The organism is Pectobacterium atrosepticum (genome assembly GCA_019056595.1).
Lineage (GTDB): Bacteria > Pseudomonadota > Gammaproteobacteria > Enterobacterales > Enterobacteriaceae > Pectobacterium > Pectobacterium atrosepticum.
In genome coordinates, this window is sequence record CP036163.1 from 4,648,965 (window position 1) to 4,662,140 (window position 13,176).

Genomic DNA, 13,176 nt, shown 5'->3' on the forward strand with positions numbered 1-13,176 from the left:
TGAACACGCGGGAACCAGAAAAACGTAACTGTCAGAAAAGTATGACTATCAGAATGAGGGTGATCCCCGCATAGTAGGCGCGGCCCGGTTTGTTATAAGTAGATGCACCTTTCGCTTCACCGATTTCGCGTGAAAAAAGCCCGCTGTTGCATTCTGTCATCAGCACTAAGGGTTAATCGGAATGCCGCCTGTTGATCGACAGGCGGCGGAGGATTAATCCAGATCGGATGCCTGATGGCGTTCGGTGACCTGCTCTGACTCTTCGCCCCATGTGCGGTTGACCTTCCGACCGCGAATTACCGCCGGACGGGCGGCAATCTCGTCGGCCCAACGAATCACATGCGTGTACTCGTGTACGGACAGGAACTCGCCAGCGGAGTAGATCGCGTTCTGTACCAGCCCGCCGTACCACGGCCAGACGGCAATATCAGCAATCGTGTAGCTATCACCAACCAGATAACGGCTCTCTGCCAGTCGACGGTTGAGAACATCCAGTTGGCGCTTAGTTTCCATCGTGAAACGGTTGATCGGGTATTCAAATTTTTCCGGCGCGTAGGCGTAGAAGTGCCCGAATCCACCGCCAACGTAAGGGGCGGAACCCATCTGCCAGAAGAGCCAGTTCAGGGTTTCAGTGCGCGTGGCGAGGTCGTTCGGCAGCAGTTCACCAAATTTCTCGGCCAGATACACTAGAATGGAGCCGGACTCGAATACGCGAATCGGCTTGTCGCCGCTTTGGTCAAGCAATGCGGGGATCTTTGAGTTCGGGTTGACGTCAACAAATCCGCTGGAGAACTGATCCCCATCGCCTATCTTAATCAGCCAGGCATCGTACTCGGCACCCGAATGGCCCAGCGCCAGCAACTCCTCCAGCATGATGGTCACTTTCACGCCGTTTGGCGTCGCCAGCGAATAAAGCTGAAGCGGGTGCTTGCCAACGGGCAGGGCTTTTTCGTGCGTCGGACCGGCTATCGGGCGGTTAATATTGGCGAAAGCACCGCCGGAAGACGCGGGCTGCCAGACTTTTGGTGGCACATAGGCTGGGGACGTAGCCATTCAAAAACTCCTTATGCGTGAAAAGAGAGCGAGTTAAGCCAACACCATAACAAACTCACGCAGCTCGCTGATACCGTTCTGTTCTATCTCTACCTCATATTGATATAACACGAGAACCGCACATTGTTCAGGGAAAGCGGCCAATGTGCGGATCGTCGTCAGGGCTTAATAACCGACGGTAAAGTGTTGACGAGTGTGTGCTGGGGTTTCAATAATGACTAATGACACAATCATCAATGACACGGTTAGCCAAAAGACATTGCCAGCGGAAAGCCATGCCGAAATTTGTCGCTCTCGCCGCCAGGCCAAAAAACGCGATGCCTGAATGACCATTTGACTCTTAATCAATTGGCCTATCTACGCTAAATATCACTGCATCGTGCGACCTTGCTCGCACATCCTACTTATCTACACCGGCCGTCGCCTCATTAAGCAGCGTGAGATAACGTGAACTCGAAATGTTCCTACCGGTGACAACGCAGACGGTTTTACGTCCCCCAATCTCCTTCGCGTAGCGAATGGCTCCCGCGACGGCTGGCACCCCTGAAGGTTCGACAACATGACGGTGAAGTTCGAGCATTGACAGCATTGCGGCTTTGATTTCAACTTCTGATACCGTGAGCACGCGATCGACACGGTCACGAACCAGCGGCCAGGTCATCGCACTGGGCTCAATATAGCCGCTAACGCCCTCAGCGATGGAGGGAGTCAGTTCGACGGGAAGCGTTTCACCGGCGTCTTTCCAACGGGCAAATGTCGGGCTGACTTCACTTTGTATCCCCCATACTTCGATAGCGGGGTTGATTGCTTTTACTGCCGTCGCAATCCCCGAAATAAGCCCGCCGCCGCCGATATTCACCAGGATTATCTCTGCATCCATCCAGTCTTCCATAATCTCAAGGCCGACGGTGCCGCCACCAGCAATCATATGCGGATTATCGTAGGCTGAAACGAAGGTAGCACTAGACTGTTGCGCTGCTGCTATTGCCGCCTGCCTCGCTTCTTCGATGTCATCAAAAAACGTAATGTGGGCACCACAACCTTTCATGGCCGCGACTTTCATCGGGTCTGCTGAGCGTGGCAAAAAGATGGTTACGGGGACGCCCGCCACTTGTCCGGCATAGGCGAGCCCTAATCCGTGATTTCCTGCCGTTGGGGCGATGACGCCAATACGGCGTTGTTCTGCACCCAGATTGGCAAGAACGTTTGCCGCGCCACGTAACTTGAAGCTACCGGTCTGTTGGAGGTTTTCCATCTTGAGCCGAATTTCTGCACCAACAAGAGCGGATAATTCCTGCGAGCGGTCTAGCGGCGTTCTGCGTATCGTCGTTTTAATCTGCTGAGATGCCGTGTAAATATCTTTCAACGTTACAGAGTCGGTTGCTCTTTGGTATTTGCTTGTCATAGTATTTTCCTATCAACTGTATATGGAAATAACTATATAGGTGTTTGGCTATATGAACAAGTATGCAACGACAGCCGCCGATCTACTACGTGCGCTCGGCAATGAGCAGCGGCTCATCATTCTGGAATGGTTGGCCAATCCTCGGGCAAATTTCCCGGAACAGCAGGATGGCGACTTGGTTGAGGACGGGGTATGTGTAGGGTTTATCACTGAGAAAATTGGCCTGAGCCAACCGACCGTCACTGGCCATCTTCAATATCTATCGAAAGCCGGAATTGTCACATCGAAACGCATCAAGAACTGGGTGTTCTACAAGCTCGTCTCTGAGCGTTTAGACGAGGCAATCGCCGTATTGTCTGATCTTGCGAAGGTTGCCGCGCGTCACCATAAACCGTCAGAGTAAACCGTTAACTATCTGTTTTTACTTCGGCTATTGATTTTATTATTTATGGTATCGGCAGCAATATTTAACTGCTCGATTTCGTAACGCGTGTAGTTAGCGCTGTTATCGCACTGGCTGTGGTAAACAATGCGATGATCCATGCCATCGTCCACGGTGTCCCATCGCTCAGTAGCGCAAGTAGCAGGGAAGATATAATGCCGCTGCCGTACTGTAGCGCCCCGATTAATGCCGATGCCGAACCAGCAATGTTTGGCACTGCATCAAGCGCTGCGGCAGTTGACGTTGCGGCGATGATGCCGTTCATCGAAAAGAACACAAACACTGAGATCACAATCAGGGGCATTCCGCCGATATTCAGTTTTGCGCCAATAGCAAGAATGAACGACGCGACGGTTGCGATTAGCACGGCAAATTTAAGCAGCGTCTCAAGCGGATAGCGCTGAACCAGACGACGATTTACCATGCTCATGCCCATCACGCCGACGATATTCAGCGCAAATAGACAGCCGTAGTGCTGTGGCTCGACGCCGAAATAGGTGATGTAGACGAAGGCCGAACCAGTAATAAAAGCGTAGGCGGAGACATAATAGAACGTCAGGCATAAGGTGAAACGCATGAAGTTAGCGTTTGTCAGCAGTGCATAATAGTTGCGAAAGGCGCTGGGCAAAGAAGCCTTTACCCGCCTGTCTTCGGGTAATGTCTCGGGCAGCCAGCGTAATGAAATCAGCATCATGATACCAATAATCGCCAGCAGCCAAAAAATAGCGTGCCATGACGTTACTTTGATCAACTGCCCGCCGAGTAATGGCCCTGCAATCGGGGCAATTGCCATCACGATGATTAACGTAGAGAGCATTTGCGCCGCACGGGTACGACTAAAGAGATCGCGGATCATCGCGCGGGCCAGCATAGGGCCTGTACACGCCCCCAGCGCCTGAAAGACACGCCAAAAAACCATTTGCGATATATCCGTAGACAGTGCGCAGCCTACCGATCCGATGATAAACAACACCATACCAATAAATAGCGGTGTGCGGCGGCCCAGATGGTCGCTTAACGGCCCCCAAACCAGCTGCGCGATGCAAAAACCCATTAAAAACCCGGTGATGGTGAGTTCTGCATCGCCTTGTAAATCTTTTGCCATGATGGGCATGGCGGGTAAATAGATGTCCGTCGATAAAGAGGTAAACGCCATCAGTGCACTGAGAATGGCAATGAAAAGTAGCCCTGAAGTTTTTTCTGAGCGCGTTTGAACGTGAGTCATATCTATCCGTCTGGTTTTACATGCTTTGGATTATCTTACCGGGATTGCGCCCAGTGATAATCGTGCGCTGCAGGATAGACGTTATGAATGACACTCATAAATCAGCGGTGATTTAAGCAGAAAGGGGGATGTAATCCCCCGTGAATCCCAAAGGCGTATGTTTAGCGTGTTATCGGGTAACCCGTTTCCACCTTGGCAGGTGGGTGAATGCAAGGACGGCAAGTATCATTCCGCCAGACAGAAAAAAGGTCAGTTGCATCCCGTTAGCGAGGGAAGCGGGCGTGGCATGGGTAAAATCTTCCGTTCCGACGCCTAACGCGAAGGCCTGTCCCATGACTGAGGCTCCGGCGATCAGCCCAATGTTGCGCGACAGGTTAAGCAGACCAGAGACCGTACCTCGCTGGTTCCCAGGAACGTCGGCAAGAGTCGCAGTGTTATTTGCAGCCTGAAAGAGCTGGTAGCCTGGCGTCAGGACAATAACGGAAAGGATATACCCCGTGACGCCGAGCAGAGGAGGCAAGATCGCCAGCATCAAGGTGCCAGTAACCACGAGGGAGAGTCCGGCGGTGAGCGCGCGACCAAATCCCCAAGTGTCTACCAGCCGCCCAGACGGAATTCCGCAGAAAATCGCAGTAGCAGGGCCAATTGCCATAACAATCCCTACCAGCGTTTCCTTCAAGCCCAGGCCCGGACCAAGATAGTAAGGGCCGACGATTAACGTCGTCATCATGACGGAAGTGACGGCCGCATTGATAGTGAGATTCGATAAAAGCGTGGGGTTCCGAATGGGTGATACACGTTGAGCGAGAACCTTCTCTTTAACCGATGCGGTTGGCAACAGGGTAAAAGCCAGAAACAGGACGATCGCTACCAGTGGGATCTGCACCCAGAATAGGCTACGCCATCCCGCTGTCGTAAGAATAAATCCTCCGACAGAAGGGCCAAGCGCAGTACCCAGTGCGGATACCGTTCCCAGTACCCCCATCGCGCGCCCAACATGCTTTTCACCGGCAGTTTGCCTCAGCAGTGCCATGCCGAGCGTCATCAGGAAGGCTGCACCGATCCCCTGAAGTGTTCTTGCCCCGATGAGTTGCCACAGATGGGGCGCAAGGGCACACAGCAGTGACGCGACAGCAAAGAGCACAAGGCCTGCAATGAAAACGGGCTTCAGTCCATAACGATCGCCAAGGCGGCCTGCGATGACAACCGAAAGCGCCATGGCCGCAAGATAGGCGATGACGACGGCCTGTACCTGTGCGAATGGTGCAGAAAATACCGCCGTTAGTGTCGGAAGGGCAATATTGGCAATACTCGTTCCCAGCGAGGCCGACAGTATCGACAGTGCCAGTGTGATGGTGATCCCCGGTTTGTTTTTCTCCGGTTCGCCCAGACTATTAATTGCCATTTTTTATCCTTGTCAGAATGTGAGTTCCAGAGCATGCTACAAAGTAAAGTCGACTTGAGGTCAAGCATGAAATTTCTGGATATTGGCGACGTCTCGGAGAAGAGCGGAATCAAGCCTTCAGCGTTGCGCTATTACGAAGATATCGGCCTGATTGCTTCGGTATCCCGGCACGGGCTCCGGCGGCAGTTTTCTGAAGACATACTGCTGCAACTCAGGTTGATCTCGATGGGGAAATCGGCGGGGTTTTCACTTCAGGAAATCGCTGGCATGTTTAACAAAAATGGGATGCCGGATTTGCCGCGTACCGCGCTTCATCTGAAGGCTGACGAAATCGACCAGCAAATCCATGAGCTACGGGTATTGCGTGATACGCTGCGGCACGTCGCCGACTGTTCTGCGCCATCGCATATGGAATGCCCAACCTTCAGGAAACTCGTTGAGGTCACGCACCGAAGGGGCCAGATGCGTGAAAAGACGAGCACCGCAGCCATTCGAAAAGTGCCGCAAAGTATGAAAAAGAAAGTTTGATACTCCGTTTGGGGCGAGTTCTTATTCACGTTTATATTCGAGTTGTCATATCTTCAACCTTTTAAATGCGTTGCTGCACATATACTGGCAGGTGAAACTATCACGCTGCTAATGGGTAACGACATCATTTATAAAAACCACAAAGTGGACGGCTGGCTAAAGTGGATCAGTAATATGAGACGTTATTTAGTTAAAACTTTTGGGAAGTAAATCATTATTATAAAATGGTTATTGGTTATTCATGATTTTAATAATATGCTATAGGTGGCACCATGTTATTGACTGCAAGAAAAGTCTACGTAATACATGGTATTTTAGGGAGTTATATTTAAATGGGAGTATTTTACTTGAGATTTTTCATGGGGATGGTTGGTGTTTTATTGTTAACAGGATGTTCGTCAATCTCGACTGTCCGTGACTATAATAAAAATATAACGAATTACACAGGAGATAAAAAAGTGGGAGTTGCATTTGACACTGATAACAATCAGGTCAGAGTTTACCCTGAAACGAAGGCTTGTATTGATTTGTATTCAGCGAGTAATGGTTTTTTGCCGCGCGGTGCTTTTGATTTTCGAGGGTTGTCTGACAAGAAAAGAATAGGTATTCCAGAAGTAGAGGGTATGAGAAAAATCAGTCAGGAGTATTGGGTTAGTGCTAATAATAATATAGCCATAAGAGTCATTTATACTGGGGATACGGGAACTAATAATTTCTTTTCACTTAAACAAATCGTGTCTGAAAGCGTTATAGTTTTCAAACCCCAACCTGGAGCATTTTATTATGTGAAAGTTGACTTTGATAATCAGAGTGTTGAAGCAAGAAAATACCTGAGGGTCTATCAGATTATTGAGGGCAGTACAGGGGGGGAACAGCTTAAACATGTGGAAATCTTGAATGTTAAAAACTGTCCGGGACAGAAACCATGGTATATGAAGGGTGGTGCCATTATTTAGTATCCTTGTTTTTTTGATAATTACGTGGGCACCTTGTTGAATAGATAATATGCCTTTTGGTTCTATAGGCGAATTGAATCGTTGCGGGTTTGTTAGACACCTCGGAGTCATTTAAAATTGCTTAAAAAAGAGGTGCCCATGAGCGGTAAACGTTATCCCGAAGAGTCCAAAACTGAAGCAGCTGGGTGAGATCGTTCCGTCCCAAGTGTCCAAATGTCGCTTAATGAATATGAACAGCAGCACTATCAACGGCTAGGAAGTGTCTAGACTACGTATAGCGACTCAGAGCAGGTCCAGCAATCTGGTACAGTCTCAAAAATTACAGGTATAATCCCACACATTATTTAACGGGTTTAGGAACGAAGATGACAAAGCTCACCTTACAAGAGCAGATGCTAAAAGCTGGATTAGTGACCAGCAAAAAAATGGCCAAAGTCCAGAGAACGGCTAAAAAATCACGCGTTCAGGCTCGTGAGGCAAGAGAGGCTGTGGAAGAAAATAAAAAAGCACAACTTGAGCGTGATAAACAGCTAAGCGAACAACAAAAACAAGCTACTTTATCTAAAGAATATAAAGCTCAGGTGAAACAGCTCATTGAAATGAACAGAATCAACATTTCAAAAGGCGATGTTGGTTTTAACTTCACAGATCAGAATTTAATTAAAAAAATTGTTGTGGATAAGCTTACTCAAGCTCAGCTGATTAGCGGTCGTCTCGCCATTGCTCGTTTGGTGGTTGATAACAGTGGAGAGAGTGAATACGCCATTATCCCCGCGATCGTAGCCGATAAAATTGCGCAGCGAGATGCGAACAGTATTGTATTAAACAGTGCGCTGAGTCAGGAAGATCAAGATGAAGAAGATCCGTATGCCGATTTTAAAGTGCCCGATGATTTGATGTGGTAATTAACATTTTGCATGTGCTTATGTATGAAAAGCCCTTCAGGGCTTTTCATTAAGATTTTATGTTCAGCCAGTTGATGAAAAATAGAGTGTTATTGTCGTTGCCAATACCTTTTCCGCCAGCACACTGATGATGGGTTAATCAAATCAGGAGAACACAAGATGTCAGACCATCCCACAATTGCTCTTATTGGTCCGGGTGCTATCGGTACCACCATCGCTGCTGCATTGCATGAAGTTGACCGAACGACAGTCCTTTGCGGGCGCACCGCGCATCCGCAGTTAATTTTGCGTCACGATGATGGTGAAGTTGTGGTGCCAGGTCCGGTATTGAACAATCCTGCGGCGATCAGCCACCCGTTCGATTTGGTGTTTGTCGCAGTGAAAACCACTCAGGTAGCTGACAGTGCAAACTGGTTGGCCGCGCTGTGCGATGAAAACACCGTAGTATGTGCGCTGCAAAATGGTGTCGAGCAGAAAACCCTGTTGGAGCCTTTTGTCAACGGTGCAGAGGTGTTGCCTTCGGTAGTGTGGTTCCCGGCACAGCGCGAGCCGGATGCCTCCGTCTGGCTGCGCGCCAAGCCGCGCCTCACGCTGCCGGATGTGCCGCAGGCAAAACGAGTAGTCGATGTGCTTAGTTGCACACGCTGCGTGGTTGAGCTGTCGACCGATTTTACCTCCATCGCATGGCGTAAACTGCTGCAGAATGCGGTTGCTGGTCTGATGGTACTAGCTAATCGCCGTGCTGGGATGTTTTCACGTGGGGATATAACTGAACTGGCACTGGCTTATCTGCGCGAGTGTCTGACGGTGGCGCGTGCGGAAGGTGCGGTACTGAACGATGACGTTCCGCAGGAGATCGTTGACGGTTTTCATCATGCCCCTGTGGATTTAGGCACCTCCATTCTCGCCGACCGCCAGGCAAACCGCCCACTGGAGTGGGATATCCGCAACGGCGTGGTACAGCGTTATGGTCACTTACATAATATTTCTACGCCCATCAGCGACGTGTTGGTACCGCTGCTGGCGGCAGGGAGTGAAGGCCCAGGTTGAAGCCGTTAACTCTTCTGCCACGACTGACCACAGTGTTTCACTTCGTGTCGCTTATGCTTTCATCTGGCCGACCCTCGCACACCAGAAATTTATCGTCCAGACTTAAACCAAAGACGTAGTCTGCGCAGGCATTGTGCTTTACACTGCGCGCTGCAAAAACTGAGTAGATAAACGATTAAGTAGGCGGTAATGGCGATGAACGGAACGATCACAACCTGGTTTAAAGATAAAGGTTTTGGATTTATCAAAGATGAAAACGGTGATAACCGTTATTTTCATGTGATTAAGGTCGCCAATCCTGATCTGATTAAGAAAGATGCGGCGGTCACTTTCGAACCCACCACGAATAACAAGGGTTTGTCAGCTTATGCTGTGAAAGTCGTACCGGAAAGCAAATACATCTATATCGCGGGTGAGCGCCTTAAGCTCACGTCGATCAAGTCTTATCTGGTTTACAGCGAAGAAGTGCCTGCCGATACCCGCATTGACAAAGAAAATACGGTGCTGTCTGTGGGGGTACTGATGAATAGTATCAGACCGAAATCAGTCGCTGAGCCTGATGAAATACGCTCACTGAAAAAACTGGCAATAACCACCTTCCAGGGAACGACGTTAATCTTCTCGGAAGATGAGATAGACGTGGATGCCACGGTGAAAATGCTCAAGGTCTGAAACAATACGGACTGACTCTATGCCGAAATCCTATGCCGTGCATAAGCCAGGTTTCGGCATTGCTTACTCACCGCAGTGCGCCGTGATATACGGCTTTTTCACAAACTCCGCCAGCAACCTTGGGAGCGATTTATGAACAATGAAGTATCACTTAAATATTATGACATCGTGGATGAGTATTCGACGGAATCAGCAGAGCCGGTGAGCGAGTCTGAACGTGAATCCCTGGCGCGCTATTTCCAACTGCTGATCACCCGTTTAATGAATAACGAGGAAATCAGTGAGAATGCGCAGAAAGAGATGGCCAGTGAAGCCGGTATCGACGAGCGACGTATCGATGAGATAGCTACGTTCCTGAATCAATGGGGCAATGAATAGCTTATTAAGGCCATCTGGAAAGGGTTAACGTTCGCGCTGTTATGCCGAGGTCCCGCTCTTAACCTACAGTCAGAATCTGCTAAAAAATCCCGCTTAAGTTTCCTTGAGCGGGATTCTCTAAATTTGGTTTCCTTACTGGGATTACTTTTGCTAGAGGTGGCTAATATTTGAGCTAAAGGTTGCATTCCTTTCTGTCAAAACCACCCGAATGACCGCCATTTAGCTTGAGTGCTACGTCTTCGTACGGTCGGCCGCATCGTTATGCTGAGTTGGCTATTCCCACTGTACTGATGCTTAAGCGAGTTTTTTGCCTCACCCTGCCTGGATTGACTGATAAAGTACTGAAAAATATTGTATTTCATGGTCTGAGTGATGGCTGTCCGTTGCTTTATGACACACCAGTTTGACAGGAACCCGCAGCCTGCGTTTCTTTAGCAGAGAGAACAATCGGTCACGTCCGATATGCAATCCATCATCTGATTGTTTATTCAGCAGGTAATTTAACGAGGACGGGGTACAGATACAATAAAAGCCCTGACCATTGCAGTCAGGGCTTTTAAGGTACTACAGACTTAAGATTTAACATTAATGGACTTAATATGGATACTGCTAATGATACTGCTTTTAAATGTACACGTTTATCACAGATAATATTGGGTACTGATACTAACTAAATCCTCCCTCTATTTTCTTTGTAACCTATTCCGCCATCTTAATAACACTAATAAATGGCACTTTAAACAAGTACATCTCCCCTCGCGACATAAAATATTTGATGCGTGGCCTTACTTTCGTTGCGATAAATTAACTCAACTGACTTACGCTACCCAATCGCAAACAATAACTCTTAAAACAGGGCCTCACATCGTCGCGCTATCTTCACAAATTTACGATTAACTATTATCACTACATAACCTTGAAGCATTACCGACGTAAAAATACTTATCTTATCGTCAGTTATCCCATACAACAAACTACGTAACCTTTTATCGTAAATTACTTTTCGTGCTTTACCAATACTATTAACTTAACAGCGAACTACCATTTAACCGCTGTTGAAAGCTAATTTACGGATTTTGAAAACGCTGTCAATACTGTTTTTAATAACATGTTTTTATTTACAGCAGGAATATAAACCCTCTATGGAATGGCTTCTGAGAACTTTCTTGTTTATTCATCAAGCAAGAACATCACTGACGTATTTCCTGATGACTTGTTTCACGGTGGAAAGACTTACCGTGCCTGAACGGGCAGCAATAAAATAACAGGCTGCCGTTTACCCGTTCCAATCGGGCATTTAAATTTCATAACTGCTTGTTTTGTAGGTGCTGTTTTTTCGTCTCTTTTTGACGCCGACAACGCTCAGAGCACTTACGCACGTCCTCCCAGCATTTTTCCCACTTCTTCCGCCAGCTAAACGGGAGTCCGCATACTGTACAAATTTTTGTCGGAAGTTCGCTTTTTTTTCAAAGTGACTCTCCAGCGTCAAGTTTTGCCAGCAGCATTTGGCCGCGCTGCCAGAGTGCCTGCCGCTTAGATTCAGACAAACGATCGAGGTTTTTGTATGTCATGCCCATGCGGTGATTGCCGCGCAGTAGTTCGCCGTGTCGCATGATGAAATGCCAGTAGAGCGCATTGAAGGGGCAGGCATTATCCGCAGTGCTCTCACTGACTTTGTACACGCAACTGCGGCAGTAGTCAGACATACGATTTATATACTGACCGCTCGCGCAGTAGGGTTTAGAACCCAGATAGCCCCCATCGGCGTGCATTACCATGCCGAGTGTGTTGGGTAGCTCAACCCAGTCGAACGCATCCATATAAATGGCAAGATACCATTCGCATATCTCAGCCGGTGCAATGCCAGCGAGCAGCGCAAAATTGCCCGTCACCATCAGCCGTTGTATGTGGTGGGCATAGGCGTGTTCAAGACTCTGACCAATGGCTTGCTGCATGCAGTTCATTTGCGTTTTACCGGTCCAATAGAACTCAGGCAGTGACCTGGTGTTACCAAAGACGTTGCCACCTGCATAGTCAGGCATCTTCAACCAGTAAACGCCGCGAACATATTCACGCCATCCTATAAGCTGGCGAATAAATCCCTCGGCCGCATTGAGCTTAATTCTGCCAGATAAATAGGCGGATCCCACATCACTGCATAACTGCCGCACATCCAGTAGACCGATATTGAGAGCGGCACTGATACGGGCGTGGAATAGAAAGGGTTCATCACAGGCCATCGCATCCTGATAATCTCCAAATCCGGCCAGACCATAATCAAGAAAATAATCCCACAGCGCCTGTGCATCAGCGTGCGTCACCGGATAATCAAAAACGTCGATTGAACCGTAATGGTTTGCAAAATGTTCACGTACCAGTCGAAGCACTTCCTGAGTGATGGCATCTGCACTAAATCGTGCCGGATAGGGCGCGGCCACGCCTTTGGGGAGAGCCTTCCGGTTGTCTGCATCAAAATTCCAATTGCCGCCTATCGGACTGCCATCGATATTCATCAACAGCCCGCTTTTGCGGCGCATCTCCCGATAGAAAAACTCCATGCGCAACTGTTTTTTATCTTTAGCCCAGGATGAGAACTCATCACGCGTGCACAAAAAACGTGTGTCGGGATGCCACTGTATTGACAAGCCGCAATTTTTAAGCGACTGCTCAAGACGCCAGTCACCGCATTCTGTCAGGTGCAGTTCCTCAGGCTGTAACAGCGACTGCCAGCGCATCAATTCACTCGGTACAGACCCGGTATTGAGCGGGTCATCGAAGCTAACGTAATGCACACCAATACCCTGCTGCTGCAACGCGCTGGCAAAGTGGCGCATTGCACTGAAAATGAGAACTATTTTTTGCGGATGGTGGGGGACATGGCGTGCTTCCTCCCTGACTTCGACCAGAAGAACGGCATCTCGTTGGGCATCCAGTTCCGTCAAAGAAGCGAGGTCAAATGATAGCTGATCGCCCAGAACCAGGCATAACCGGCGGATCTTATTCATTAGATTGAACCTTGCAGTAAAGGCAACGGGCTCTCTGAGCGTGATAACATTCTTTCTTCATGGGGGGAATTCTCAGGGGACATAATCAGTATGTCAGAAGATCTCTAAAAGTGAATGGTTCGGTTAGTCAGGATGCTTAAAGAAGGTTGACG

Annotated in this window: 14 protein-coding genes; 8 read left to right on the forward strand and 6 right to left on the reverse strand. The window is 48.7% G+C overall.

Going from position 1 to position 13,176, the window contains the following annotated elements; genetic code table 11:
* Window positions 1-213: 213 nt before the first annotated feature.
* Both yghU and DCX48_21525 read right to left on the reverse strand, forming a co-directional pair.
* The gene (gene yghU / locus DCX48_21520; protein QXE16863.1) at window positions 214-1,053 is read right to left on the reverse strand and encodes a glutathione-dependent disulfide-bond oxidoreductase; all 840 of its coding nucleotides are present in this window, start codon (window positions 1,051-1,053) and stop codon (window positions 214-216) included.
* Between the two features lie 400 nt (window positions 1,054-1,453).
* Window positions 1,454-2,458: a threonine/serine dehydratase gene (locus DCX48_21525; GenBank protein ID QXE16864.1), complete on the reverse strand. Its 1,005-nt coding sequence runs from the start codon at window positions 2,456-2,458 to the stop codon at window positions 1,454-1,456.
* Between the two features lie 52 nt (window positions 2,459-2,510).
* Here DCX48_21525 and DCX48_21530 point away from each other — a divergent pair, with 52 nt between their 5' ends.
* A complete protein-coding gene (locus DCX48_21530; GenBank protein ID QXE16865.1) occupies window positions 2,511-2,861 on the forward strand; it encodes a transcriptional regulator in 351 nt (116 codons plus the stop codon).
* Between the two features lie 64 nt (window positions 2,862-2,925).
* On the opposite strand, the gene DCX48_21535 is transcribed toward DCX48_21530, so the two are convergent.
* Window positions 2,926-4,125: a Bcr/CflA family efflux MFS transporter gene (locus DCX48_21535; protein ID QXE16866.1), complete on the reverse strand. Its 1,200-nt coding sequence runs from the start codon at window positions 4,123-4,125 to the stop codon at window positions 2,926-2,928.
* Between the two features lie 169 nt (window positions 4,126-4,294).
* Window positions 4,295-5,530 carry an MFS transporter gene (locus DCX48_21540; protein ID QXE16867.1) on the reverse strand — a complete coding sequence of 412 codons (1,236 nt, stop codon included), beginning with the start codon at window positions 5,528-5,530 and terminating at the stop codon, window positions 4,295-4,297.
* Between the two features lie 66 nt (window positions 5,531-5,596).
* On the opposite strand from DCX48_21540, the gene DCX48_21545 reads away from it, so the two are divergent.
* The 7 genes from DCX48_21545 (at window position 5,597) to DCX48_21575 (ending at window position 10,426) form a co-directional block, all read left to right on the forward strand.
* Complete coding sequence (locus tag DCX48_21545) at window positions 5,597-6,058, forward strand: MerR family transcriptional regulator (protein QXE16868.1); 462 nt, start codon at window positions 5,597-5,599, stop codon at window positions 6,056-6,058.
* A 332-nt stretch (window positions 6,059-6,390) separates the two neighbouring features.
* Window positions 6,391-7,014 carry a hypothetical protein gene (locus tag DCX48_21550; GenBank protein QXE16869.1) on the forward strand — a complete coding sequence of 208 codons (624 nt, stop codon included), beginning with the start codon at window positions 6,391-6,393 and terminating at the stop codon, window positions 7,012-7,014.
* Between the two features lie 365 nt (window positions 7,015-7,379).
* Window positions 7,380-7,919 (forward strand): DUF2058 domain-containing protein, encoded by a 540-nt coding sequence (locus tag DCX48_21555; protein QXE16870.1) that lies wholly within the window; start codon window positions 7,380-7,382, stop codon window positions 7,917-7,919.
* 159 nt (window positions 7,920-8,078) lie between these two features.
* On the forward strand, window positions 8,079-8,969 hold the full coding sequence (locus tag DCX48_21560) for an oxidoreductase (protein QXE16871.1): 891 nt from the start codon (window positions 8,079-8,081) through the stop codon (window positions 8,967-8,969).
* A gap of 189 nt (window positions 8,970-9,158) precedes the next feature.
* A complete protein-coding gene (locus tag DCX48_21565; GenBank protein ID QXE16872.1) occupies window positions 9,159-9,641 on the forward strand; it encodes a cold shock domain-containing protein in 483 nt (160 codons plus the stop codon).
* 132 nt (window positions 9,642-9,773) lie between these two features.
* Window positions 9,774-10,019, forward strand: a complete 246-nt coding sequence (locus tag DCX48_21570) for a DUF2543 family protein (protein ID QXE16873.1) — start codon at window positions 9,774-9,776, stop codon at window positions 10,017-10,019.
* A 224-nt stretch (window positions 10,020-10,243) separates the two neighbouring features.
* Window positions 10,244-10,426, forward strand: coding sequence for a hypothetical protein (locus DCX48_21575; GenBank protein QXE16874.1), 183 nt, complete (start codon window positions 10,244-10,246; stop codon window positions 10,424-10,426).
* An 897-nt stretch (window positions 10,427-11,323) separates the two neighbouring features.
* Here the strand turns inward: DCX48_21575 and DCX48_21580 are convergent.
* Together DCX48_21580 and DCX48_21585 are read right to left on the reverse strand one after the other, a co-directional pair.
* A complete protein-coding gene (locus DCX48_21580) occupies window positions 11,324-11,461 on the reverse strand; it encodes a DUF2256 domain-containing protein (GenBank protein ID QXE17343.1) in 138 nt (45 codons plus the stop codon).
* A 24-nt stretch (window positions 11,462-11,485) separates the two neighbouring features.
* Entirely contained in the window at window positions 11,486-13,024 is a 1,539-nt protein-coding gene (locus DCX48_21585; GenBank protein ID QXE16875.1) for a cryptochrome/photolyase family protein, read from the reverse strand.
* Window positions 13,025-13,176: the final 152 nt, after the last annotated feature.

Bases quoted from the DNA above. Each gene is read 5' to 3' on its own strand.
- yghU (QXE16863.1), bottom strand. From the start codon at position 1,053: ATGGCTACGTCCCCAGCCTATGTGCCACCAAAAGTCTGGCAGCCCGCG.
- DCX48_21525 (QXE16864.1), bottom strand. From the start codon at position 2,458: ATGACAAGCAAATACCAAAGAGCAACCGACTCTGTAACGTTGAAAGAT.
- DCX48_21530 (QXE16865.1), top strand. From the start codon at position 2,511: ATGAACAAGTATGCAACGACAGCCGCCGATCTACTACGTGCGCTCGGC.
- DCX48_21535 (QXE16866.1), bottom strand. From the start codon at position 4,125: ATGACTCACGTTCAAACGCGCTCAGAAAAAACTTCAGGGCTACTTTTC.
- DCX48_21540 (QXE16867.1), bottom strand. From the start codon at position 5,530: ATGGCAATTAATAGTCTGGGCGAACCGGAGAAAAACAAACCGGGGATC.
- DCX48_21545 (QXE16868.1), top strand. From the start codon at position 5,597: ATGAAATTTCTGGATATTGGCGACGTCTCGGAGAAGAGCGGAATCAAG.
- DCX48_21550 (QXE16869.1), top strand. From the start codon at position 6,391: ATGGGAGTATTTTACTTGAGATTTTTCATGGGGATGGTTGGTGTTTTA.
- DCX48_21555 (QXE16870.1), top strand. From the start codon at position 7,380: ATGACAAAGCTCACCTTACAAGAGCAGATGCTAAAAGCTGGATTAGTG.
- DCX48_21560 (QXE16871.1), top strand. From the start codon at position 8,079: ATGTCAGACCATCCCACAATTGCTCTTATTGGTCCGGGTGCTATCGGT.
- DCX48_21565 (QXE16872.1), top strand. From the start codon at position 9,159: ATGGCGATGAACGGAACGATCACAACCTGGTTTAAAGATAAAGGTTTT.
- DCX48_21570 (QXE16873.1), top strand. From the start codon at position 9,774: ATGAACAATGAAGTATCACTTAAATATTATGACATCGTGGATGAGTAT.
- DCX48_21585 (QXE16875.1), bottom strand. From the start codon at position 13,024: ATGAATAAGATCCGCCGGTTATGCCTGGTTCTGGGCGATCAGCTATCA.